Source organism: Hymenobacter sediminicola, assembly GCF_014250515.1.
GTDB classification, from domain to species: Bacteria; Bacteroidota; Bacteroidia; order Cytophagales; family Hymenobacteraceae; genus Hymenobacter; species Hymenobacter sediminicola.
In genome coordinates this window covers 856,016-879,690 of record NZ_CP060202.1, presented here as the reverse complement: position 1 = coordinate 879,690, position 23,675 = coordinate 856,016, and the positions used below count along the sequence as shown (strand labels likewise).

The following is a 23,675-nucleotide window of genomic DNA, read 5'->3' as shown; positions in this document are numbered from 1 at the left end:
TATCGGATATTCCTACAATAATACACATTGCAACCCCGCCCTGAAACAGAGCGCCTGCGCCCGCCGAAATTAATTTTGCGGCCTCATCCGGTTTAGCGCCGACCAGGCTTTTTGGCCGGGCCTTTCGGTTGGGCCGGGTGCACCGTCAGCTCGCGGTAGCCGAAGGTGGGGTCGGTTTCGCGCCGGAACTCTACGTCATCCAGCACGCCTAGCACCAGCTCCGCTGTGGTGTAAATGATGTTGCCCGCGAGCAAGTGGCCGCCCAACGTACGACCCGTAGAGTCAGAAACCGAGAGGTGGACGTGACTGCCGTTGGTGGATAGCGTGCCCACCAGCGACACGATTTCGAAGTGGCCCCGATACACGCTGGGTCCTTCCTGGTTGGCCAGCCGCAACGTGGCCTGCGTGAGGCTGCCCACGCACGTTACGATGGCGCCGGCCCTGATTTGGTGAGCCTGCACAAAGGCCTCCAACTGCTGGCGCAGGTCCTGGCCAGGCGCTAGACGCAGGGCATAGGTACGCATGGCAGTTGGCAGCGCGGTAGGGGTCGAAGTAGAGGCAGGCATGGCCGGTTGTTGCTGGGCCAGCGCCCCCGGCCCGCCGAAACCCAACAGCAGCGGCAACAGGAGTAGCAGGCGGTTCATAGGGCAGAAAGTGAGTGGCGCTAAAGGTAGGGCCGGCAGCCGTATGAAATGGGCTAAACGCAAAAAAGCCGGCTCTAGGGCCGGCTTTTGTAAAACCTAGATGGCAGACGCCTAGCGGTTGAAGCTGACGTTGCCGTAGCGCACTTTGATGTTGACGTTGCCAGCAGCCGGACGGGCTTTGGCGACTCCAAACGTGCCTTGCATGTCGCTGGAAGCAGGGCCGTTTTCTTCCGAATCTACACGCACCAGCTTCTTATCCACGAGCAATTTGCCATGCTGCGTGTTCACATCGAAATTAAACCCGGCATCATCGGCGAAGTTGAGCAGGATAGTACTGTAGCCACCGTCGAGGTTGATGACGCTGAAGTTGCGGCCGGTGTTGCGCACCTCAAAATTGGGGCAATGCTGCACCGTCATGTCTAGCTTGTCAGACAGTTTATCGATGCTGAACTTGGAGTAGCCGGAAGTGCCGCGCAGGTTGCGCACGGTGCCCAGTGCCACGTCGCCGTATTTGCTGTGTACGGTCAGGTCCTGCACTGTCCCGATGTCGATGTCGGAGTAGTTGTTGCGCAGGTCCACGGTCTGTCCGGCATCGAGGCGAAGGCGCGAGTACGAGGCATCGATACTGGCGCGGCGCGTGTACGCTACCGACGCCTGCCCGTTACCAACGCGTACCAGATTCTGCCCGCCGTCGAGGCGGCCAGTCCGCAACGTACCGTATTCCACGGTCAGCTCAGTCGGGCCAGTCAGGTCGCCGCTAATTGTCACGTCGCCGAAGGTATTGAATACATGCAACGGCGTGTTTTTGGGCACCCACACCGTGTAGTTTACTTCGTAGAGCTTGGTGCGGCTCCAGCAACCGCTCGGCATAGCTCCAAACCGAGAGCGGGCCGAAACGCCACCAGTTACAGGGTCGTTTTCGAGTAGCTGCACCTGAATCATGTCCTGGAGCAGTTGCGCCTTGTCTTCCGTATCGGCGCGAGTAATGATGTCAACATCGGTACGCACTTCGTTGCGGCTCCACACATTCACCTGCACACGACCGTAGCGAGTATCCAGCGCGTAGGGTTTGCCAGCAGGCACTGCAAAAGTGCGACTCAGGCGGCGGGTTTTCTCAATAGCGGGTGCAACCGACGTTTCTTCCTGCGGGCCTTGCGGGCCCTGTGGAGTAGTAGGCTGTGGCCCTTGCCCGTTCTGGCCATCAGCCGGGCCACCCTGCAAGGGTAACGGCGCCGCTTCGTTGCTGGGCAGGCTGTAGTAGTGTTCCGCGGTAGCAATGGGCACCAATTGGGCGTAGCTCACGGCAGAGCCAGCCAGCAGCATGGCGCCAGTCAAAAGCACACGACCATATAGGGCAAGGCGCTGGCTCATGGCTTAGGCTGGTTATCGGCATCTACCGGCGGCTGCGCATAGTATTCCTGAATCTGCTCCCGGGTGCGGGTTTGTTGGTTCAGAATATCGAGGCGAATCTGCAGGTTGCGGTTCATGGCATCAAGCACCACAGCCGGCTCCGGATTGCGGTACAGCTCGGTTTTTAGCTGGCTGTAGGTAGAGTCCAGCGCGGCCAGTTCCCGTTGCCAGTCGGCGGGGGCACCGGCAGAAGCGGTTTTGGCTTCCAGTTGCTGCAATTCCGCCTGCCGCTCATTGATCTGCACGGCGTAATAGCCTTCCATGCGGCGCACTTCCTGGCTCAAGCGGGCCACCGGCGACTCGGCGGTAGCGGCTACCGGTGCAGCATCAAATCCAAAGGAATTGGCTTCGGTGGCGTCTTCTACAGTAGGCGCGGCCAGTACCAGCGGCGCGGTGCTGCTGGTCCAAGTAGCGGGCCGATGTTCGTTGCTCCAGATGGCGCCGGCACCCGCCAGCATCAGAACCGCTAAGGCCGCCGCCATTTTGGGGCGCGGCAGCCAGCCAGCCCAGCGGGCCGATGGCGCAGTCGCCGCCGATGTATCGGCAGTAGGGTACAGCTTTACTACCCGTAGTGGTGCGGCATGCTCTTCTTCCTGCTCAGTGGCAGCGCCGGCCGTGGGTGCGGCCAGCTTCTGTTCGATGTCGTCCCACAAATCCGGGCGCGGCTCAAACGCGTCGAAGTCGGCTAGATGCCGCTCAACGAAATTCTCCAGACCGGTTTTTTTCTCGTTCATGTCAGGGGTGGTACTACGCACATGGCTTTCCTCGGCCCGCAGCGCCCCGGTACAGGGTGGGCGGTGCGCGGCGTCCGAAGACGGAATGATCTAGTTGCTTTTACGAAAGGCCGCGCTGGCGGGCTAGTTCCAGTAGTTTTTTGCGGGCCCGGCTATACTGCGACTTCGACGTGGACTCGGTGATACCCAGAATACCGGCTATTTCGGCATGGTCGTAGCCTTCCAGCAGGTACAGGCTCAGCACTACGCGGTAGCCATCGGGGAGTTCCTGCACGCAGCGGCGCACCACATCAGCACGCCAATTCGTTTCCTCGTTTTCGGGCCCGAAGTCGGCCGTTTCGGGGCCGGCGGCATCGTGCTGCTCTCCTAAAGGCACCAGTTGCAGCCGACGGTTGCGCAGGCAGTTAATGCTTTTGTTGATGACGATGCGCTTCAGCCACGAGCCGAATGAGGAGTCGCCTTTGTAGCTATGCAACTCACGGAAGGCGCTTAGGAAAGCCTCCTGCAGCACGTCCTCGGCCTCGGCGTAGTCGCCGGTGATACGCAGCGAGGCATTGAACATGGCTTTGGAGTAGCGTTTATAAATCTCGGCCTGTGCCCGCCGGTCGCCCAGGCGGCACCGCTCGACCAGCGGGGCGTTGATATCAGTGTACGCAAAAGCTTCCATAGAGCGGGTTGCGGGAGGTGAAGCGGAAGGGAAGATGGTAAATATCCGACTTTCCGGGCGAAGCTGCTAACACCTAGCGTGCAAGCAGATAAAAGACAGGCTCAACAAGGTGAGGTTGCACTGACGCTTACTTTTCCAGCAGCTAGCCAGTAGCTTTGCTGCCGCACGTTGTGCTGGCCTGCTGTAAGTAAGCTATTCCGTCTCTATGAAGTTTCTTGTCCCCCTGTTTTTTGTGCTGGCCCTGTCTGCCTGCAAAAAGAAAGACCCCACCATCAACTTTGGTCCGAACGGCGGAATTGCCATGCGCGACCACAACAACTACCCCATGTCTACCCCCGACCCTACGGACTGGACGCTGGACGGAGCCTGGAATGCGCAGGAGCGCGGCCTATTTCAGGATCTGGGCCTCGACCTGAATGCCGCTGCTACCGGCACCGTTTCCAACCTCAGCACCTACCCTAACCCCGTGGGAGCTGGCCGAGCAATTTTTCACTTTAATGCGCCCACAGCTGTTACGTGCAGCATTGTGGTAGTTGATGAGAAGTATCAAGTGGTGCGGCCGCTGCAAACCTCCACTGCCAGCAGTGGCCTGTCATTTAGCTTGGACGTGAGCGACAGTGCTTTTCAGCAGGGCAAACTCTACCGCCTATACTATGTGTTCCGGGACGGTTCGGCGCTCTACTACAAAGGCCACGGTGATATTAAAATAGGCATGTAACAACTGGCTCCAGCGCCAAAGAAAAGGCCCGTCCGGAATACCGGACGGGCCTTTTCGTTACAAATTCCACACCCTACTTACACATCAAACTTAATACCCTGAGCCAGGGGAAGCTGGTCGGAGTAGTTGATGGTATTGGTCTGGCGGCGCATGTACACGCGCCACGCATCGGAGCCCGACTCGCGGCCACCGCCGGTTTCCTTCTCGCCACCGAATGCGCCGCCTATTTCTGCGCCGCTGGTTCCGATGTTCACGTTGGCAATGCCGCAGTCGGAGCCGCCATGCGCCAGGAATGCTTCCGACTCACGCATGTTCAGGGTGAAGATGCTCGACGACAAGCCCTGCCGCACGCCGTTCTGCACGGCAATGGCTGCTTCCACGCCGCCGCTGTATTTGATGAGGTACAGGATGGGCGCAAAAGTTTCCTCCTGCACCGTGTGGTACTCGTTGCGGGCTTCTACCAGCGCGGGCTTCACGTAGGTCCCGGTTTCGTAGCCGGCGCCTTCCAGAATTTCACCGCCGATGAGCAGCTTGCCTCCTTCGGCCTGCACGGCAGCCAGAGCATTGGTGAAGCTTTCCACGGCCTGCTTGTCGATGAGCGGGCCCACGAGCGTGCCTTCCTGCAGCGGGTGGCCAATAGGCAGGTTGGGGTAGATTTTCAGCAGACGGGCCTTCACGTCCTCGAAAATGGACTCGTGGATGATGAGGCGGCGCGTGGTGGTACAACGCTGCCCGGCTGTGCCTACCGCCCCGAATACCACGGCGCGCATGGCCATATCCAGGTCGGCGTGCTCGGTGAGAATGATGGCGTTATTGCCGCCCAGCTCCAACAGGGCACGACCCAGGCGGCCGCCCACCACTTCGCCCACTTTCTTGCCCATGCGGGTGCTACCCGTAGCCGACACCAGCGGCACGCGCGTATCGGCGGCCATAGCCGCCCCAATTTCCGCGTCACCGATAATCAGGTTGAAGATGCCTTCGGGCAGCTCGTTTTCTTGCAGCACGTCCTTGATGATGTGCTGCACAGCCACGGCCACCAGCGGCGTCTTTTCTGAAGGTTTCCAGATGCTTACGTCGCCGCAAACGGCGGCCAGCATGGCGTTCCAGCTCCACACGGCCACCGGGAAGTTGAAGGCTGAAATGATGCCGACCACGCCCAGCGGGTGGTACTGCTCGTACATGCGGTGCGCCGGGCGCTCTGAGTGCATAGTGAAGCCCGTGAGCTGGCGCGAAAGGCCCACCGCAAAGTCGCAGATGTCAATCATTTCCTGCACTTCGCCGAGGCCTTCCTGCAGGATTTTGCCCATCTCATAGCTCACCAGCTTACCCAGTGGCTCCTTGTATTCGCGCAGCTTGTTGCCAATCTGGCGCACGATTTCGCCGCGCTTGGGCGCCGGCACGGTGCGCCAGATCAGGAAAGCTTCCTGCGCTTTCTGCACTACTTGCTCATAGTCCTGAGCAGTAGCAAACGCTACGGAGCCGATCAGGCGGCTGTCGGCGGGCGAGTGGATGGCGCGAACCGTATCGTTGGTGCCGCCGCCCCACTGCAAGCCGGTGCTCCAGGCTTGGTTGGTGTTTTCGACGCCTAATTCCCGCAGTACCTGCCGAATGCCGTGGTGGTCGTGTTCCTGTACATCGGCGCCGGTTGCGGTGGCTTCTTCGAGGGCTTGTTTCATGGGTGGGATGAATGAAAAGAGAATGGTAGCCTACTGACTAGCAAAGCTAAGAAATTAGAACCGGGGCCCTCTTCCGTAGTCCGGACGAATCTTACGGCCGCGTTTTTCCACTACAATGCCTACTGTCGACTTCCGGCAACGTTCCCGACAACGTTTGCACAGATAAACCCTGACTACTACTTCCATTTGGCAGCCCGATTCTGAAACTTCACTCCGCGCTCTGGCAACTGTAAGTCAATCAGGCGCGTGCCAATCTATCAATTCCCACCATTTTTCTGTTTTCCATGTTTACACCTCTACGTTTTCGGGGACCTTTCGCTTTCCGTCGTTTTGCGCTGCTGCTGGCCGCTGGTTGCCTGAGCACCGCTGCCCTGGCCCAAACGGCCACGCCGGTTTATAAGCATTGGCCCATGCGTGCCAACAACCAGGACAGCGCCGCTGTACGCTCCGCCAACGTAACCGGCGGTGCCACTACGTTCCGCAAGTTTGTGGTAGGTGATGGGTCCGTAATTCCGGCTTATTCTACGCTCTACGGGCAGTCGTTTGGAGTGAATGCGGCCGGCGGCAACTGGAGCACCAGCGCAGGCGGCACGGGTGGCAGCATCCGCCGCGGCTTCTATGAGCAGTTCACCGTGACTACCACTGCCGGCTCTACCGGCCGCGCCGACTCAGTTATTGTGACGGCGGGCTTCTACGCCTCGCAGAGCGGCACGCTGCTGGCTGCTGCTTATTCGTTGAGCAACTTCGCCGCCGACTCGGCCGAAGTGACGGGCGGCAAAGGTCCGGGTGGGGTTTTCGCCTCTCCCACTACCGGCGGCCCTACCAACCCCGTGGCCCTGACGCAGGTATCGTCCGGCTCTCCGAACAGCAACGTTTACCGTCTGGCGCTGAACGGCGCTACCGGCGTAACGCTCACAGCAGGCCAGACCCTGACGGTACGCCTCTACGTAAGCTGCAGCTCTTCCAGCGCCGGCCGCTACGCATTGCTGAAAAATGTCATCATCAAAGGCCGCCAAACCTTGGGTACCAAGGCGGCCGTAGCCAGCCAGCCGCTTACGGCCTATCCTAACCCATTCGGGCAGGCCATTACGGTAGCTCATGAAGCAGCTCCACAGGCAGCCACCGTGCAGGTGTATAGCCTCACTGGCCAGCACCTGAGCACGGTGGCCGTACGCCCTGGCACCCGCAGCACCGTGCTGGATCTGCCCAGCCTGCCCGCCGGCCTCTACCAGGTAGAATACCGCACCGCTACTGAGCGGCGCATTGCCAAGCTGGCCAAGCAATAGTCAGCACAACTCCACACAGAAAAAGGGCCGCCGGATAGTTCCGGCGGCCCTTTTTCTGTGTGGAGTTGGTTCGTTTGGTTCCTGATGCCCAAATGAATTTCCTAACCTTCTACTTTTGCGCTTCCCTGATCTTGCCAACGCCCGCACCCTGCACCACTACGGCCTTCACGTCGGCGGTAGGGGTCAGGCTGCTGGTGTAGCGGTAGGGCGGCGTGAGGGTGCAGGTACTGGCTGTGGGCTGGCTGCCAGTGCAGGCTGCGTAGTAGTTGTCGGCCACGTCCCACTGCCCTGGCACGCTGCTGTTTTTGCTGATGACCGGATTTTTCACATCCTCGAAGTAGTTCTTTTCAACGCGCAGGCAGGCTCCCATACGGCTGTTTATCCCGGTGCCATACACATGCCGGTAGTAGTTGTTGAAGAGGTGCGCCGTGCCAAACCGGTACACCGGCACCCGCTCCGTGATGTTGTAGTAATAGTTGTGGTGAAAGGTCATCTTCCGGTCGCCGTTGTCCTTGTCCGAAGAGCCGATGAGGTGACACTTGTGATGATCGTGAAAGTAGTTCCACGACAGCGTGATGTAGGCGCTGCCAGCTTTGGCATCCACGAGGCCGTCGTAAAGGTCTTGGTTGGGCTGGGCCACGGGGTCGAGGTTGAAGAACTCGCAATGGTCGACCCAGATATTCTGGCTGCTACCCTGAATCGTGATACAGTCGCCGTCGTTGGCTACTACCTGCGGGCGCTTCTCGCTGTTGACGGCCGTACGGGTCACCGTTGACATGGTGAACTTCAGGTTCTGGATAATGATATTGCGCTGGCTGCTGATATTCAGCCCAATTCCTTCCAGAAAGCCGGTTTTTCCCTCGCCCAGCAAGGTTTTGTCGGATTTCACCCGTAGCTCTGCTCCGTCTGTTCCACCCGAAATAGTACCCACTATCCGAATCACCAAAGGCTCCGCACTGGTAGCGTAGGCTGTCAGCTCGGCTAGCGTGGTAGCCGTAACGGTGCGGCCTTGGGCGCCGCCCGTGGTGCCCCCGTTTTCGGCAGCATAGCCTATCGGCCCGGTTTCTGCGGCTGTACTGGCAGGCGTGGAAGCCAGAGCCGGCTCAGCAGGCGCAGCTACGGCTGGTGCAGCTGGCGTACCGGAGCCGGGCACCTCTGCCGTGGCAGCTATTTTCTTCGTGCAGGCCGAGGTGCCTACCAGTAGTAGCAGTCCGGCTACCACAACTACTCCCCCACTACGAGGCAAAAAATCAGAAATCATTGGCAAAAACATAAAAGGTGAAACGGCCCGCTGGTAGTACCAGCGGGCCGTTTTGATCAACTCCAAGTGCGTCGGCTTATTGCCAGTTTATTGCCGCACAATACGGCGCATGTCGATACCGCCTTCTGTAGCAGCGCGTAGCATGTATACGCCAGCGGGCAGGTTGCTCAGGTCAAGTAGTTGCTGGCGCTGGCCAGCAGGCACCGTGCGGATTTGCACGGTCTGGCCCATGGCGTTCAGTACAGTCAGCTGTACCGGCTTACGGTAGCCGGTCAGTTCCAACATCACGTTGCCATCAAGCGTGGGGTTCGGAAACACAGCCAGCGAGGAGCCAGCCAATGGCTTGGCGCTGGAGCTCACAATCAGGGGCAGAGAAGCCGCCGAAGCGCATCCACCCGCTCCGGTCGTCACGACGGTATACGTGCCAAACTGCGCTGCCGAGTTCACCACATACGTCTGGGCCGTAGCCCCACTGATGAGGGTATTGTTGAGGTACCATTGGTTGCCCGTGGCGCTGGAACTGCTGAGCGTGGTGGTAGCGCCGTTGTATACTGGCGTCACTGTGGGCCGCGTAGGTGTGGCGTTGAGGGTGACCGTGGCGGTGCTGCTTACCGCGGCACAACCGCTGGCGGCTGCTACCGTGTTGGTAACCGTGTAAGTACCGGCCGTGCTGGTTGCCAGATTGATGACACCGGTGCTGGCATTGATGGTCAGCCCCGCCGTAGACGAGAACGTGCCAGCCGTGGCACCGGTAGCCAGCGTAGCCACTACCGTGCTGGTGCTACCCGCGCAGTAGCTGGCCGTGGCGGGATATGTGAATCCGGCCGTAGCGGGTGCCGTGATGGAAACGGTAGCCGTGGCGTTGCAGGTAGGGCTGTTGGTGTAAGTGATGGTGTAGGTGCCGGCTGTACTGGCCGCCAGGTTGATTTCGCCGGTAGCAGCATTCAGACTCAGGCCAGCCGTCGAGGTGAAGGCGCCACCGCTGGTTCCCGTAATGGTCGGCGAAGGGTTGGCGCTGCTCTGGCAATATGTAGCCGCAGCGTACGTGAAAGCTGCGTTGCAGGCTACAGGTGTGGTATTCTCGCCCGTCACCAATACGTTTTTCAGCAGCGCGTAGCGGCCAGTGCTGGAGCTGCCGCAGCTGAAGTATAAGCGGAACGTCAGGGTCTGGCCGGCCGTGAGCGTCACGCCTGCTGAGCTGAAGACGAGGCGGTAGGTATTCGTAGGTCCGCCAGTTTGGTTGGCTAGTAGAATTGGGGTGGCGAAAGCACCGTTGGCGGTGCTCAACAGGCCGCCCGCCGGGCCGCGCCCGCCAATCACATCGGCCGAGTCGCTCACGAAACCACTACGGGAATACACCACGGCCAGCTTCGTGTTGCTGGACGTGTTATAGAAAGCAGACGTCAACAGCAGCGAGTCAATCCGAAGAGTCTGGCCAGCAGCGGCTGTCACCGTAAATTGCTCGTAAAAACGGCGGCTCAGGTTGCCACCGGGGCCACCCGCAGCCGTCCCCCACGACCCGTCGCCATTAGCCGTTACACCGAACGCCTGCCCAAAAGTGTTGGAATAGGCCTTGATGGCGGGTACCGTCGTGCCATTAGATACATACAGGTTGCGTAGCACGGCAACGCTGGGGGTTACGCCTGCCGAACGCACAGCCACGCTGTCCTGATTATTGACCTTCATCGGCCACCACTGCAGTGGTGCCGAAACCGGGGCGCTACCCGTTACGCGGCTGCCCGTCACGGCCACCGAAACCGACGTGGCGTTAGGGCTCGTGTGTGTGATATTTCCGGCATACGTGCCCGCAGCCGCCGCATTCAGCCGCACACTAATGGTAGTGGCCGGTAGCGTGTTGCTGGCGGGCGTGAGTACCAGTGGCGTGGCACTTGTGTACCAGTTGGTGCCGCCGTTGGCAGATACCTCGTAACCGCTTGGAGGCGTCACGGTCACGTTGCCGGTAAGGTTGGCGCCGCTCAGGCTGTAGCTCTGCGTAGCGGAAGGAGTGCCGGCATACTGCGTGAAAGCCCCCAGCGTGCCGGTTGCAGTCAGCGTCTGGATGCTCGAAACCTGAATGGTCTCGGTGGTATGCGTGGTCAGGCCGGCTTTCGAGGCGCGGATGTAATAGTAGTAGGCCGTGCCGGCGGCCGGCAGCGCATCGGTGGTCTGGAAGTTTACGAGCGAGTCGGTAGCGGCCGTCACCTCATACACTTTGCTGAACGTGGTGTTATCGGCGGAGCGGAACAGTTCATACTTGATCTGATCCATGGCCCAGCTGATGTTCCAGCTGATAGTAGCCTGCGTGGCACCTTTCACGGCCCGCAGGTTAGAAACCGCAATATCAGGCGTGGTGCTGGCGCAGAAGCCGGTGGCCACCGTGCACGGGTCCCAGGTGCCAAACATGGCGCTGCGGTTGTAGATGGCCGTATCGGCTGGGGTCAGCTGCTGCGACCAAGACACGCGCGAAGTCGTGGGCATCAGGTTGCCGGAGTAGTAACGGCTCCGGAATTCGGCGTAGGTGATGAGGCTGGTGTTGGTGCCCGCATCCCAGGTTACCCAGCCAGCCGGCTGCAGGAGGTTGGCGCCCACCGTGCTGCTGATGAACACGGTTTTGTTGTTGGACAGCGGTGAACTGCCGGTAGAGTTCTGCCACGGCCGGCCCAGATAGTAGAGGGTGCCGCCAGTGTTGGCCGGTAGCTTGGTTTTCTTGAACACGTAGCCGTAGGTCTGGCCAGCGGGCGTGTTGGCAGCCGTGATAAACGAGCTGCCGGTAGAGGTGCGGGCCTTGGCATACACCACGCAGTTTTCGAACAGCGCCACCGAGCTGCCAAAGATGAAGTCCACGTTGCCGTCAATGTAACAGTCGCGGAAGTAGTGGCGGGGCGTGCCGTTGCCTTTAGTGTAGAGTGTGTCCTGGTTGCCGAGGAAGCGGCAGTTTTTGAAGGCGGCGCGGTCGGCATTCACCAGCACAGCCACCGCCTGCGAGCCGTCCCCAAAGGAATTTTCGAAGGTGATATTCAGGGCCGAGAAGTCGTCGGCGCTGATGCTGAAGCTGGCGGAGTTCTGGGTACCGATGGTACCGCCGCCAGGGGCGGGCGTGCTGGCACCGTCATCGTAGGTGAGAATGGTATTGGCTACACTCTCGCCCACCAGCTGCAGAAACGGCTTGTTGCTGGGCACCGCTATTTTCTCTTTGTAGCGGCCGTTTTTGATGAAGATGGTGTAGGCTGTAGTGCGGCCCGTAGGCGCGGCATTGATGGCGGCCTGCACAGTAGTGAAGTTGCCGGTCCCGTCTTTGGCGACTACCACATCGTAGGCAAAAGCCCGGTTCCCGAGCACGCTGAGCAGCACGACACAACAGGTCATGAGCCAGCCTCTAAGCGTAAAAGTGTTGGACATATAGTGGGAATTTTGGGTAAGAAAGAGCAGCGAAATCAGGGCTTAAAAGCCCAAGAGCCGACCTGATAGGCCGGCTCCTGTACTATAAGGCGGTGCTACTGCCGGCCAAAACGGGCCGAAAGGCGCACGGCACCGTCGGTGTAATGGAGCAGGTAGCTACCAGGCGCCAGAGCCGCCGTGGATACCTGCGTTTCCAGCGAGCCGGGCTCGACGGGCACGGTCGTCAACAGTTGCCCCACCAGGCTATATACCTGCACCTGCGCGCCACGGGCGGCCTGCGGATGAGCCAGCATAAGCTGCTCCTGCGCCGGGTTCGGGTACAGCTGCAGCGCGGTAGCCGCTACTGTGGCCGGAGCCGACAGCACGGTTGCCGTCAGGCCGTTCAGGTAGTTTTCAAGGGCTGTGTAGCCCGAAGCGCCCCGGTTGTTGCGGTCAGCGGCGTTGTTGGGGTTGAGGCCGTTGGCCAGCTCCCAAGCATCGGGCATGCCATCGTGGTCGGTGTCCGTAGGGGCCGGCAACGAGTTGAGTACGGGCCAAGAGCCGGTAGTCTGCGCGTAGGGCGTGCCGTGCGGGAAGCCACCTTGCACATCAATCAGGCTGCCCGTGCGGTTGATAACATCCTGCACAATGCGCTGGTCCAGTGCGTCGCGGGTGGGCAGCACGCAGCCAGCCTTCTGCAGCACGGCTGTGTAGGCATCAAGGGCCGTGTGCGTAGGCACGGCGGGCAGCGGGAAAGGCGTCGTTACCTTGGCTTGGGCCGTATCGGCGCGGGTACCGCCGCTCATCACCACGCCCAGCCAGTTGCGGGCCGTCACGGCCGGGTAGCCATCCACGTAGTTGCCGGTCAGATAGAACTTGCCGTAGGGCAGTACCGGCGAAGAAGTCTGCTTGTACGGGTTCAGCACCTCGCTCCGAATCGGCACGCCGCTCGAGGAACTGGTAGGCGTAGACGGCCCCGACTTGTAGTAGTTGTTGACGATGTTGTAGTTGCCACCTTCGCCACCGTTCACGTTGTAGCTGGCCCAGTTATAGATGACGTTGTTGCGGAAATCGGCGTTTTCCTGGCCGGCGGTGTTGGGCGTCAGGTTGCGGCTGCCATCAAAGCGCGGCATACGGCCGCGCATATGGGCCAGCAGGTTGTGGTGGAACGAGGCCGTGCGCCCGCCCCAGATGCCGCCATAAGCGTGCCGTTCAAAGTCGGTGTCGCCGGTTTCGAAGTGGTAAGAGTAGTCCAGGGGCTCACTAATGAGGTTCCACTGCAGCGTCGTGCTGTCGCCGCGGTAGAGCGTGCAGGCCTCATCCGACGACCAGCTCATGGTGCAATGGTCCACCATAATGTTTTTACGGCTCAGGCCGCCGAAAGCATCACCGCTACCGCTGCCATTCACCATGCCCTGGTTTTGGTTTTTGTCGCCCATCCGGAAGCGCACAAACCGAATGATGACGTTGTCGGCGCTGATGGTGAAGGGATAGTCGGCTAGGCAGATACCGTCGCCGGGGGCCGTCTGGCCCGCAATGGTGGTATTGGCGCGAGTTACGCGCAATTCTGACAGCAGATGAATGGTGCCCGAAACCCGAAATACAATGGTGCGATGCGTGGCAGCGGTAGTAAGCGCGTAACGCAGGCTTCCGGGCAGGTTGTCGTCGTTGAGATTAGTTACCTCAAATACCGTGGTAGGCACCGCCACCGTGCCCCGGCCGCCGGACGTGAATTTGCCCGCGCCCTCGGCGCTGGGAAAGGAGGGCACCTGGGCCTGGGCACTGGCCGCCGTGAGAACGGCCAATAGTGCCAGACCACCTCTTTGCCAGAGGTGAGCGGCGTAAAATCTCGACATGAAACAGAACGGTAGAAGTGGGAATTGGCTCGGCGACGGCACAGGCGGCGGCGTGGCTCATTGGCCCACCGGCAACCCTGCCACCATCGAACTACCACGATATTACTGCCTGTGCCGGCCGGCTTATCCTTCGCTGGCTGCCTTTATTTGTGCAATCGTTGCCGACAACGTTGCCGGCAACGTTGCCACTATAATTCCGGCTTGTCTGCTTTCGCTGTAAAATCTGAAATCCGCTAGCCTACTCCCTCATACTCAACAAAAAAGCCCCCACCAGAAAGGCGGGGGCTTTTTCATGATTGAGGCAATTATTTACTCAGCCTGTCCGATTGGGTAGTAGGCTTTGCGGCCGTCGGGGTACACGCCTTCTACCAGCGCGCCCTGGGTTTCTTTGGCTGCTTCCAGAAACTGCTGCACGTCCTGTGGCTTAGTCACTTTGTTCTTGTCGATGCGGGTGATGATAAAGCCGTCGTCGATGCCGGTTTCGCGGAAGTTGGAGCCCTTAATGCCGCTGATTTTGGCGCCACCTTCCAGGCCCAATTTGTTCATTTCCTGCTTCGTCACCGGAGCTAGCGTCGCGCCTTCGTATTTGATGGCCTTCGCCAGCTCTTCCCGAATGATGTCGGTGGTGCCGGTGGAGTTGCGCAGCGTGGCCGAAGCCGTGCGGGTGTCGCTGCCGCGCAGGTAGGTCACCTTGATTTTGTCGCCGGGGCGGAAGCGGGCTACCTGCTCCTGCAGCTGCGACGACGTATTGACCTTGGCACCGTTAATTTCGGTGATGATGTCGCCTTCTTTCAAGCCGGCATCAGCCGCCGAGCTGTTTTTGCTCAGGCCCATGATATAAACGCCACTCAGCGAGTTCAGCTTCTTCTCCGAGGCCAGCGTGGCATCTACTTCCCGGATCTGCACTCCTAGCAGAGCGCGCTGCACCACTTTATACTTCAGCAAGTCGTCTATCACCTTGCTCACGATGGAGCTGGGCACAGCGAAGGAATAGCCTACAAACGAGCCGGTCTGCGAAGCAATGGCCGAGTTAATGCCAATCAGGTCACCATTCAGGTTCACGAGGGCACCACCAGAGTTGCCAGGGTTCACCACAGCATCCGTCTGCAGAAACGACTCAATACCCATGCCTTGCTGGTCGCGCAGAATGTTGATGTTACGTCCCTTTGCCGAAATAATACCGGCCGTAACCGTGGAGTTCAGATTGAAGGGGTTGCCAACGGCCAACACCCACTCCCCAACTTTCACCTGGTCAGAATTGCCGTAGCGAATGAAAGGCAGGTTATCGGCTTTCACTTTCAGCAGGGCCAGGTCGGTGGTGGGGTCGGTGCCGACTAACTCAGCTTCAAACTTGCGTTTGTCGTCCATCACCACCTCAATCTTGTCGGCCTTGTCAATTACGTGGTTGTTCGTGACGATGTAGCCGTTGGCAGCAATGATAACACCCGAGCCGGAACCCTGCTGTGGGCCACGCTGGGGCTGCTGATACTGCTCAAACTCGTCGCCGAAGAACTGGCGCAGAAACGGGTCCATGCGGGCACCGCCGCTCTGGCTGGCCTTCGGGGCATATTCCGTCATGACGTGTACCACGGCCGGCGTCACGGACGCAGCTGCAGCCGTAAAGTTGAGGCCTTCGGGCACCACGTAATTGCTGCTGCGCAGCTCACTCGTGTACCGTATGTTGGGGTCAGCGGCTACTACCTGAGGCGCGTTGGCGCGCTCTGGTTCCAGCAGCTTGTACCCACCCACTGCCACGCCACCACCCAATACGGCGGAACCGAGCAGACCGAGCATCATTTGTTTTGCTTGCATGGGTAAGAAATGATAATGAAGGGAAAAAGAAGATGACCGAATTTACAAAACAAGATGAAACGCACATGTCGTGCGCTTCCTGAAACGAAAGATGCGAGTCAGTTGGTATCTGGTTGCATCAGGTCGATGAGTAGAGCCGGTTAGTCGACAGAAAGGCTACAATCTGCGCTTGGGCTCGTGCATGTTCTCTAGCAACACGCGAGCCAACAAAAAAGGCACCCAGACGGATGCCTTTTTTCAGAACCCGTAGGGTTTAGCGCACTTCGATATGGTGTTTCGTCACTTTTTTGCTGTCAAAAGGCAAGCTTACGCGAAGAATCCCATCCGTCAGTTCAGCGCCAATAGCGGTTACATCCACGGTATCGGGTAGGCGGAAGCTCCGGGAGAAGCTGCCGTAGCCGGTTTCGGCGCGGTGAAATTTGGGGGCGTTTTCGGTGGCTTCCGGCGCTTTCCGCTCACCGCTGATAATTAGCTGACCTTCCTGAAAGTCGATTTTCACATCCTCTTTTGCTACGCCGGGCAGCGCGAGTTGCAGTTCAAATCCCTGCTCCGATTCCAGCACATCGGCGGCCGGGTTAAACACCTTAGACGGCTGATTGGTGATGGGTAGTGTGTCGCGCAGCATTTCGTTTAGCACGGAGTTGAAAGCACGTGACGGACGCAAAGCAGGACGATTGTTATACAGCAGAGTTGCCATGGGTACAGATGTTTTTAGTTGGAGTCAGAAGTTGAAATAATGCCCGATGGGCACACTGTTACTCCATAAAATCTGTACCAACACAAAAATACGATCCAAAGCAGACAAAATGTCTTTATCGAACTTAGTCTACTACTGCTACAACTTACCCGAATCTAACAAACCAGCACTCATCAGCCCCAATCTCACTTTTTGCAATCAGACAAAAGGTCACTCTCTACGCCTCACACATAGAAATGCACCAAATAGAAGCCTCAAAACAGGCTGTTGGTAAAGGATTAGTGTTGCGTGGGAAGCTGTTGGCGTTCAACGGAGGCGTTTTTGCCCAGGAATGTGAAGCGCACATCCAAGCCAGCTACCGGACCGACCAGATTGGAACGGCCGCCGCTTACTTCTACCCCATCGGAATTGTACTGCGGCAGCGCATTATAGTATATGGTTTGAGAGGCCAGCCACGGCGTCACATCGAAGCGCGGCGACACGCGCCAGCCAATTTCCCCGCGTAGTGTTCCGTAGTCGATTACCCGCTCTTTCAGGTCGGTTTCGTCGCGCTGCAGGCGCACGTAGGCTGCAGCTTCGTAGGCAATGCGTGGGCGTAGTACCATTTTTTCAGTTAGCGGAAACAGCCGGTCCACCTCCAGGCGTAGGCGCGACAGGGCGCGGTCTTCGATGTACTCATCTAGCGGTACGCTGTATTCCACGCCCAGCCGCTGGCTGAAGCGGAATGAGCCGATAGTACCGGTGTGGCGCAACAACGCGCCCGCCGATATTTCGCCGGCCAAGCCTAACCCTTCTCCCGCAAACCCAATCAAGTCGCCGCCCTGTAGCCGGAGCGTAGGCCCCCAGCTCCACTTTTCGGACAGCCAGTGCTCGTAGCCAGCGAAGAGCTGCGCGCCGGCGAACGTACCGCCCGGGCTGGATGGACCGGTCAGGCTACGAAGATTGAAGGAAGTGACGATGTAATCATTGCCTTTCAATGCCCACTCGGCTTGCAACTCAGGAATGACAATCAGGTCGCGGTGGTAGCGGCGCTGGGCGGTAGCAGTAGTGGTGCAAAGCAGGCCGCAAGCGGCTAATAGCAGGCAAAGACGATACGACATCGGAGCAATAGGAAGTAAAAATTAGACAGTCTTAGTGAACGGCCAACTCCTGCAGCGTAAGCCAAGCCATCAGGCCGGGGCCCGTTTCTAGGGCTTGGGGCTCGATATCGAAGGTAGGCGTATGCACCGACGAGGCGAAGCGGCCATCCTGAGCACGCGTACCGAGGCGGTAGAAACAGGCATCAGCGGCTTGTGAGAAGTAGGCGAAATCCTCGGCCGCCATCCACTGGTCCAGCTCAATTACGTTTTCAGCGCCCAGATATTGTTCGGCCGCCTCCCGGACCCGCGCCGTGAGCTTAGGCTCGTTCTCCAGATACGGGTAGCCGCGCCGGATTTCCAGCTCGCACGTCGCGCCCATAGCGTCGGCCAGGCCTTCGCAGAGGCGGCGCAGGTGGCCGTGGGCTTCATTGCGCCACTCCTCGTTCAGCGTCCGGAACGTGCCTTCCAGGTATACTTCGTTCGGAATGACGTTGGTGGCACCGTTGGCAATGACTTTGCCGAACGACAGCACCGTGGGCAGCTTGGGATTGGCGCGGCGGCTCACCAGCTGCTGCGCGGCCACAATAATGTGGGCGGCTACCAACACTGGGTCGAGGTTCATTTCAGGCATGGCGCCGTGGCCCCCTTTGCCACGCACGGTCAGATACAGCTCGTCGGTGCTGGCCATGTAGCGCCCCGGCCGGATACCAATCTGGCCGGCCGGCAGCATCGGGAATACGTGCTGGCCCAGTACGCTGGCTGGTTTGGGGTTTTCGAGTACGCCTTCCTGAATCATGAGCGAAGCACCGCCGGGCAGTTTCTCTTCGCCGGGCTGAAACATCAGCTTCACGGTCCCTTCAAACTCGTCTTTCAGCTCCGTCAGAATGCGGGCCGCCCCCAGCAACGATGAGGTGTGTACATCGTGGCCGCAGGCGTGCATCACGCCGGGGTTCGTGGATTTGTAGGGCACCTCATTCTGCTCCGTAATGGGCAGAGCATCCATATCAGCGCGCAGCGCCACGGTGCGGGTGCCGGGGTTGCGGCCTTCGATAAGCGCTACCACGCCGGTGTTGGCAATGGGTTGGGGCTTGAGGCCCATCTTACGCAGCTGCTCTGTCACGAAGGCCACGGTGTTGTGCTCCTCAAACGACAACTCGGGATGGGCGTGCAGGTGCTGGCGCAACGCCACTGTATCGGCGGCATGCTCGGCGGCCAGGGTCTTGATGCGGGACAGAAGATGTTGCATAGTCAGAAAAAACGCGCCTACTCGAATAGTACGCTCAGGCGCGGATGAATGGCAACCAGCATGGGCCGGCCAAACGTGTTGGGACTGAAAGCGGCCTCGTCCTGCTCTGAGGAGACGGAAATGCGGCTCACCAGCACGCAATCCGGAAACTCCAGATACTGGCCACGCTTGTCGTTGTTGTAGCGGATGCGGCCGCGCACGGCTACCGTGAAATCCAGCAAAACTGCTTTGCTGCTTTGTTCCACTAGCGTCAGGTCTACCACGCCAGCGTAGGGCCACAGCGTCAGGTGCAGCGTGAGGTTTTGCTGGTCTACCCGACACTCGATACCTCCGTTATCGTTGTCTACGGGTACTATTTCCAGCGCCTGCAACAGGTCCAGCTCCTCCCACTGCAACTCCCGAATGGTAGCCACGGCTAAAACGCAGTTTTGTTCAGTACAACCTGTGCTGATTCCAGCTCGGCTTTCGGGGCCAGCGGCCGGATGCGCAACATGGCTTGCTCGGCATCGAGGCGCGTGAGGTAGTCGCCGATATAGAGGCGAAATACGGGTTGTTTGAATGTGAGGTAATCGGTTTCGTCGGGGTAGCGGCTGATGACGGAGCGGCGGATACTCATGGCCTTGTCGCGCTCCAGCCCCACGTAGGCTAGAATGCGGTAGCCCTGCGCATATTTCACGTTCTGGTTGGTGTACGCCTGGTCGCGGAGGCGTTGCTCAATCTGCGGGTTTACGTGGTTGGTGGGTGCTACCGCCGGTTTTGTCACCGGAGCGGCCACCTCCTTCGGTGCCACAAATACCGGCCGGTAGCGGCCTAGGTCTTCGGCGGGTAGTGGCTGGGCAGGCTTCGTTTTAGCCGTATCGACGGGGGCCGTGGTGCCGGTGGAGGCTGGCGCGGTAGCCGCACACGCCCCAAGGGCCAGAAAAGCAGAAAACAGCAGCACGTTACGCAGGTAGGGTTTCATCATCTTCTTGAAGCAAAGCCAGACTGTTGGACGAGCCGAGTCGGTCGGCACCGGCCGCTACCAGCGCCAGAGCCGCAGCCCGCGTACGAATCCCGCCAGCTGCCTTGATACGGATACTGTCTGGCAACGACTGGCGCATCAGCGTAATATCAGCTACCGAAGCGCCCCGGCTGGCAAAGCCTGTGGACGTCTTCACGAAGTCGGCTCCGGCTTCGGCACACAGTCGGCACGCCGTCACAATTTCCTCATCTGTCAGCAGCGCCGTTTCGATTATCACTTTCATAATAGCGCCCCGAAAGTGGCATAGCTCGGCCAACTGCCCTATTTCCTCCTCTACTTCCGCCAGTTCGCCAGCTTTCAGCGCGCCCACGTTTATCACCATGTCTAGTTCCGTAGCGCCATCGGCCAACGCCAGATGCGCTTCGAAGAACTTCACTTTGGCCAGCGAATAGCCCAGCGGAAACCCGATGACAGTACAGACCGGCACGCCGCTGCCGTGCAGAGTTTCGGTGGCTAGCCGCACGTAGCAGGGCGGCACACATACGCTGGCAAACTGCTGCGCGGCCGCTTCCTGGCACAGTTGCCGAATCTGGGCCGGCGTGGCCTCGGGCCGCAGCAGTGTGTGGTCGATATAAGGAGCGAGATTCATAGGTGAGGCAAAGGTAGAAAGCGCCGACGGAGCAAGCAGCGCGCCACAAAAAAACAGTGGCAGACGAATGTCGTCTGCCACTGCCTCAAGCTACTAAATCAGAAGAAAACTACGCTTCGTCTACCAGCACGCAGCGGTTGTTGAGCAGGTCGTCTTCTACAGTTTTATATTTCACGTCGCTCACGATGCGGCCGTCCATGTACTGCACGGTCACCTTCTCGTTGCGGTTGGCCACTTTCTGCGAGCGGGCCGGCGTCTGCTTCACCAGCGGCTCGGCGGCCGACTGGTCCAGGTCTTCTGGGCCAGCGCCCAACGACACCGACGATACTTCCTTCTCGGCCTTCAGCTTGGGCATAGGGGCCGGCGTAGGCAGCTCGTCTTCGATATAGAACTCCGACTCGTCGGTGCCCTGCGCGCCGCCCTGCACCGGAATATCGGCGCGGAACAGGAACGACAGGGTGTCTTCGTTGACCTTGCCAATCATGCCTTTGAACAGCTCAAAACTCTCGAACTTGTACACCAGCAGCGGATCTTTCTGCTCGTACACGGCATTTTGCACCACCTGTTTCAGGTCATCCATCTGGCGCAGGTGCTGGGTCCAGGCCGTGTCGATAGTCGACAAAACCACGGCTTTCTCCATGCTCCGGATGATTTCATGACCACTCGTGGCCTGGGCGCGGCGCAGACCAGCTACCGCCGACACCTGCTTGCGGCCATCAGTGAAGGGCACCGCCACGTTTTCGAAGGGGGCATTCTGTTCCAGCAGGCTGTTGATGAGCGGCATTGCGTTGCTGGCAATGTGGTCATTCTTGCTGTGGTAGTAGCCCAGCGCCTCATCGTAGAGCTTTTGGGCCAGCGGGCCGGCCGCCATGCTCTTCATTTCGGCTTCCGTTATGTAGGTATCGTAGCCGTACACGCGGATGATGGCCAGCTTGAAGTCTTCGTAGTCGTTGGAAATCTTGTGGCTAGCCACAATGTCCTCGGCTACGTCGTAAATCATGTTCCATACGTCCAGCTCCAGACGCTCACCGAACAGGGCGTTGCGGCGGCGCTTGTACACCACTTCGCGCTGGGCGTTCATCACGTCATCGTACTCGAGCAGGCGCTTGCGCTGGCCGAAGTTGTTTTCTTCCACCTTCTTCTGCGCGCGCTCAATCGAGGAGGTAATCATCGAGTGCTGAATTACCTCGCCTTCCTCCAGACCCATGCGGTCCATGAGCTTGGCAATCCGGTCGGAGCCGAACAGGCGCATCAGGTTGTCCTCAAGGCTTACGAAGAACTGCGAAGAACCCGGGTCACCTTGGCGGCCGGCGCGGCCCCGCAGCTGCCGGTCTACGCGGCGGCTTTCGTGGCGCTCCGTACCGATAATGGCCAAGCCACCCGATTCTTTAGAGGTTTCCTTCAGCTTGATGTCGGTACCACGGCCGGCCATGTTGGTGGCAATGGTAACGGTACCAGGGTAGCCGGCGCCGGCCACAATTTCGGCTTCGCGCTGGTTCTGCTTGGCGTTCAGTACTTGGTGCGGAATCTTGCGCAGGTTGAGCATACGGCTCACCAGTTCCGAAATTTCCACGCTCGTGGTACCTACCAGCACCGGACGGCCAGCTTGCACCAGCGTCTGGATTTCCTCGGCTACGGCGTTGTATTTCTCGCGCACAGTCTTGTAGACCTTGTCGTGCTCGTCTTTGCGCTGGATGCCGCGGTTGGTCGGAATAACGACGACGTCGAGCTTGTAGATGTCCCAGAACTCGCCGGCTTCGGTTTCGGCCGTACCCGTCATGCCGCCCAGCTTGTGGTACATGCGGAAGTAGTTCTGCAGCGTCACGGTGGCGTAGGTCTGGGTGGCGTCTTCCACGCGCACGTTTTCCTTGGCCTCAATGGCTTGGTGCAGACCGTCGGAGTAGCGGCGGCCTTCCATCACACGGCCCGTCTGCTCATCCACGATTTTCACCTTGCCGTCGTCGGTCAGGATGTACTGGTCGTCGCGCTCAAACAGGGTGTAGGCTTTCAGCAGCTGATTCACGGTGTGTACCCGCTCACTCTTCTCCTGATATTCCTGCATCAGATGTTCCTTCTGGTGCAGTTTTTCGTCGTCCTTGAGCGTGGTGCTTTTCTCGATTTCAGCAATGGCCACCCCGATGTCGGGCATGATGAACAGCTGCGGGTCTTCGCCCTGCGCCGTAATCAGGTCAATGCCTTTCTCGGTCAGCTCAATCTGGTTGTTCTTCTCGTCAATCGTGAAGAACAGCGGCATGTCGGCCTGCGGCATCTGGCGCGAGTTGTCGGCGAGATAGTGGTTTTCCACCTTCTGCAGAATGGCGCGCATGCCCGTTTCCGACAGGAACTTGATGAGCGGCTTGCTCTTAGGCAGGCCGCGGTAGGCGCGGAACAGCGCGAGGCCGGCTTCGCCCTCCTTTGGGCCTTCTTTGCCTTCTTTGATGCCTTTGCGGGCCTCTACCAAGTACTGCTGCACCAGCTTCTTCTGCTCGTCTACGAGGCGCTGAATGCGGGGCTTGAGTTGGTAGAACTCGTGCACGTCGCCGCGGGGCACCGGACCGGAGATGATGAGCGGCGTCCGGGCATCGTCAATCAGCACGGAGTCCACTTCATCCACCATGGCGTAGTGGTGCTTGCGCTGCACCAGCTCGCCGGTTTCGCGGGCCATGTTGTCGCGCAGGTAGTCGAAGCCGAATTCGTTGTTGGTGCCGTAGGTAATGTCGGCGGCGTAGGCGGCGCGACGAGCGTCGGTGTTGGGCTGGTGCTTGTCGATGCAGTCTACGGTGATGCCGTGGAATTCGAACAGCGGCGCATTCCACTCCGAGTCACGCTTGGCCAAGTAATCGTTGACGGTTACCAAGTGCACACCGCGCTTGGACAGTGCGTTCAGGAAGGCCGGCAGCGTCGAAACGAGAGTCTTGCCTTCACCCGTTGCCATTTCCGAAATCTTGCCTTGGTGCAGCACCACGCCCCCGATGATCTGGACGTCGTAGTGTACCATGTCCCAGGTGATTTCGGCACCGGCCGCCAACCACTTGTTGCTCCAGATGGCTTTGTCGCCGTCGATGGTGACGTTCTTTTTGCGCTTGGAATACTCCCGGTCGTAATCGGTGGCGGTTACCACCAACTGGCCGTTTTCCTTGTAGCGGCGGGCCGTTTCCTTCACTGTAGCAAAGGCAGCAGGCAGCACCTCCATCAGCACCACTTCCAGATCTTTATTGCGCTGCTTTTCCAGCTCATCAATCTGATCGAAGAGCTGCTCTTTCTGCCCGATGTCAAGCGTCGTGTCCTCGTTGACACGGGCGTGCAGGCCGGCAATCTGGTCGTCGATGCTTTTCAGACGCTCATCAATGCGGGCGCGTACCTCGTTGGTGTGCTCGCGCAGCTGGTCGTCGGAGAGTTGTGCCAGTTTGGCATATTCGGCGTTTACGAGCGCCACGTAGGGGATAATCTCCTTCAAGTCCCGGTCCGATTTCGTTCCGAAAATCTTGGCGACGGTTTTCCCTAGAAAGTCAAACATGCTGTTTATTTTTAACTGAAACGCCGGGGCGTACCTCAAATTTAAGGGGTTTTCCGGGAAATTCCCGGCGAAAGACCGCCTTAC

At 59.2% G+C, this 23,675-nt stretch carries 18 protein-coding genes; 2 read left to right on the top strand and 16 right to left on the bottom strand.

All coding sequences use genetic code 11. The annotated features are described in order from the left end of the window. Window positions 1–92 precede the first annotated feature (92 nt). The 4 genes from H4317_RS03795 to H4317_RS03780 form a co-directional block, all read right to left on the bottom strand. Window positions 93–644 carry a PPC domain-containing DNA-binding protein gene (locus tag H4317_RS03795; protein ID WP_260625811.1) on the bottom strand — a complete coding sequence of 184 codons (552 nt, stop codon included), beginning with the start codon at window positions 642–644 and terminating at the stop codon, window positions 93–95. 111 nt (window positions 645–755) lie between these two features. Beyond that, window positions 756–2,015, bottom strand: a complete 1,260-nt coding sequence (locus H4317_RS03790; protein ID WP_185888827.1) for a hypothetical protein — start codon at window positions 2,013–2,015, stop codon at window positions 756–758. Beyond that, a complete protein-coding gene (locus H4317_RS03785) occupies window positions 2,012–2,788 on the bottom strand; it encodes a hypothetical protein (RefSeq protein ID WP_185888826.1) in 777 nt (258 codons plus the stop codon). Before H4317_RS03785 ends, H4317_RS03790 begins: the two co-directional genes overlap by 4 nt. A gap of 100 nt (window positions 2,789–2,888) precedes the next feature. Continuing rightward, on the bottom strand, window positions 2,889–3,455 hold the full coding sequence (locus tag H4317_RS03780; protein WP_185888825.1) for an RNA polymerase sigma factor: 567 nt from the start codon (window positions 3,453–3,455) through the stop codon (window positions 2,889–2,891). Between the two features lie 205 nt (window positions 3,456–3,660). Here H4317_RS03780 and H4317_RS03775 point away from each other — a divergent pair, with 205 nt between their 5' ends. Continuing rightward, window positions 3,661–4,173 carry a hypothetical protein gene (locus H4317_RS03775; protein WP_185888824.1) on the top strand — a complete coding sequence of 171 codons (513 nt, stop codon included), beginning with the start codon at window positions 3,661–3,663 and terminating at the stop codon, window positions 4,171–4,173. A gap of 77 nt (window positions 4,174–4,250) precedes the next feature. Here the strand turns inward: H4317_RS03775 and amaB are convergent, their stop codons facing one another. Beyond that, the gene (amaB, locus tag H4317_RS03770; protein WP_185888823.1) at window positions 4,251–5,849 is read right to left on the bottom strand and encodes an L-piperidine-6-carboxylate dehydrogenase; all 1,599 of its coding nucleotides are present in this window, start codon (window positions 5,847–5,849) and stop codon (window positions 4,251–4,253) included. A gap of 284 nt (window positions 5,850–6,133) precedes the next feature. Here amaB and H4317_RS03765 point away from each other — a divergent pair, with 284 nt between their 5' ends. After that, complete coding sequence (locus H4317_RS03765; RefSeq protein WP_185888822.1) at window positions 6,134–7,135, top strand: T9SS type A sorting domain-containing protein; 1,002 nt, start codon at window positions 6,134–6,136, stop codon at window positions 7,133–7,135. A gap of 109 nt (window positions 7,136–7,244) precedes the next feature. On the opposite strand, the gene H4317_RS03760 is transcribed toward H4317_RS03765, so the two are convergent. From H4317_RS03760 to secA, 11 genes are all read right to left on the bottom strand, one after another. Continuing rightward, the gene (locus H4317_RS03760) at window positions 7,245–8,396 is read right to left on the bottom strand and encodes a pectate lyase family protein (RefSeq protein ID WP_185888821.1); all 1,152 of its coding nucleotides are present in this window, start codon (window positions 8,394–8,396) and stop codon (window positions 7,245–7,247) included. A gap of 87 nt (window positions 8,397–8,483) precedes the next feature. Further along, window positions 8,484–11,795: a pectinesterase family protein gene (locus H4317_RS03755; protein WP_185888820.1), complete on the bottom strand. Its 3,312-nt coding sequence runs from the start codon at window positions 11,793–11,795 to the stop codon at window positions 8,484–8,486. Window positions 11,796–11,890: 95 nt separating this feature from the next. Next, window positions 11,891–13,630, bottom strand: coding sequence for a T9SS type A sorting domain-containing protein (locus H4317_RS03750; protein WP_185888819.1), 1,740 nt, complete (start codon window positions 13,628–13,630; stop codon window positions 11,891–11,893). 309 nt (window positions 13,631–13,939) lie between these two features. Next, window positions 13,940–15,442, bottom strand: a complete 1,503-nt coding sequence (locus H4317_RS03745; RefSeq protein WP_260625810.1) for a Do family serine endopeptidase — start codon at window positions 15,440–15,442, stop codon at window positions 13,940–13,942. Window positions 15,443–15,695: 253 nt separating this feature from the next. Beyond that, entirely contained in the window at window positions 15,696–16,139 is a 444-nt protein-coding gene (locus H4317_RS03740) for an Hsp20/alpha crystallin family protein (RefSeq protein WP_260625809.1), read from the bottom strand. Window positions 16,140–16,417: 278 nt separating this feature from the next. Next, a complete protein-coding gene (locus H4317_RS03735; protein ID WP_185888818.1) occupies window positions 16,418–17,239 on the bottom strand; it encodes a hypothetical protein in 822 nt (273 codons plus the stop codon). Between the two features lie 31 nt (window positions 17,240–17,270). Further along, entirely contained in the window at window positions 17,271–18,464 is a 1,194-nt protein-coding gene (locus tag H4317_RS03730; protein ID WP_185888817.1) for a M20 metallopeptidase family protein, read from the bottom strand. A 17-nt stretch (window positions 18,465–18,481) separates the two neighbouring features. Beyond that, window positions 18,482–18,877, bottom strand: a complete 396-nt coding sequence (locus H4317_RS03725) for a hypothetical protein (RefSeq protein ID WP_185888816.1) — start codon at window positions 18,875–18,877, stop codon at window positions 18,482–18,484. A 2-nt stretch (window positions 18,878–18,879) separates the two neighbouring features. Next, a complete protein-coding gene (locus H4317_RS03720; RefSeq protein WP_185888815.1) occupies window positions 18,880–19,428 on the bottom strand; it encodes a sporulation protein in 549 nt (182 codons plus the stop codon). Beyond that, entirely contained in the window at window positions 19,406–20,074 is a 669-nt protein-coding gene (gene deoC, locus H4317_RS03715; protein WP_185888814.1) for a deoxyribose-phosphate aldolase, read from the bottom strand. The genes H4317_RS03720 and deoC overlap by 23 nt, the downstream gene beginning before the upstream one ends. A 109-nt stretch (window positions 20,075–20,183) precedes the next feature. Further along, the gene (gene secA / locus H4317_RS03710; protein ID WP_185888813.1) at window positions 20,184–23,591 is read right to left on the bottom strand and encodes a preprotein translocase subunit SecA; all 3,408 of its coding nucleotides are present in this window, start codon (window positions 23,589–23,591) and stop codon (window positions 20,184–20,186) included. Window positions 23,592–23,675: the final 84 nt, after the last annotated feature.

Excerpts from the sequence above, each read along its gene's own strand:
- H4317_RS03745 (WP_260625810.1), bottom strand. The coding sequence starts at position 15,442 with ATGCAAGCAAAACAAATGATGCTCGGTCTGCTCGGTTCCGCCGTATTG.
- H4317_RS03730 (WP_185888817.1), bottom strand. The coding sequence starts at position 18,464 with ATGCAACATCTTCTGTCCCGCATCAAGACCCTGGCCGCCGAGCATGCC.
- H4317_RS03775 (WP_185888824.1), top strand. The coding sequence starts at position 3,661 with ATGAAGTTTCTTGTCCCCCTGTTTTTTGTGCTGGCCCTGTCTGCCTGC.
- H4317_RS03790 (WP_185888827.1), bottom strand. The coding sequence starts at position 2,015 with ATGAGCCAGCGCCTTGCCCTATATGGTCGTGTGCTTTTGACTGGCGCC.
- secA (WP_185888813.1), bottom strand. The coding sequence starts at position 23,591 with ATGTTTGACTTTCTAGGGAAAACCGTCGCCAAGATTTTCGGAACGAAA.
- H4317_RS03735 (WP_185888818.1), bottom strand. The coding sequence starts at position 17,239 with ATGTCGTATCGTCTTTGCCTGCTATTAGCCGCTTGCGGCCTGCTTTGC.
- H4317_RS03760 (WP_185888821.1), bottom strand. The coding sequence starts at position 8,396 with ATGATTTCTGATTTTTTGCCTCGTAGTGGGGGAGTAGTTGTGGTAGCC.
- H4317_RS03720 (WP_185888815.1), bottom strand. The coding sequence starts at position 19,428 with ATGATGAAACCCTACCTGCGTAACGTGCTGCTGTTTTCTGCTTTTCTG.
- deoC (WP_185888814.1), bottom strand. The coding sequence starts at position 20,074 with ATGAATCTCGCTCCTTATATCGACCACACACTGCTGCGGCCCGAGGCC.
- H4317_RS03795 (WP_260625811.1), bottom strand. The coding sequence starts at position 644 with ATGAACCGCCTGCTACTCCTGTTGCCGCTGCTGTTGGGTTTCGGCGGG.
- amaB (WP_185888823.1), bottom strand. The coding sequence starts at position 5,849 with ATGAAACAAGCCCTCGAAGAAGCCACCGCAACCGGCGCCGATGTACAG.
- H4317_RS03750 (WP_185888819.1), bottom strand. The coding sequence starts at position 13,630 with ATGTCGAGATTTTACGCCGCTCACCTCTGGCAAAGAGGTGGTCTGGCA.
- H4317_RS03755 (WP_185888820.1), bottom strand. The coding sequence starts at position 11,795 with ATGTCCAACACTTTTACGCTTAGAGGCTGGCTCATGACCTGTTGTGTC.
- H4317_RS03765 (WP_185888822.1), top strand. The coding sequence starts at position 6,134 with ATGTTTACACCTCTACGTTTTCGGGGACCTTTCGCTTTCCGTCGTTTT.
- H4317_RS03740 (WP_260625809.1), bottom strand. The coding sequence starts at position 16,139 with ATGGCAACTCTGCTGTATAACAATCGTCCTGCTTTGCGTCCGTCACGT.
- H4317_RS03785 (WP_185888826.1), bottom strand. The coding sequence starts at position 2,788 with ATGAACGAGAAAAAAACCGGTCTGGAGAATTTCGTTGAGCGGCATCTA.
- H4317_RS03780 (WP_185888825.1), bottom strand. The coding sequence starts at position 3,455 with ATGGAAGCTTTTGCGTACACTGATATCAACGCCCCGCTGGTCGAGCGG.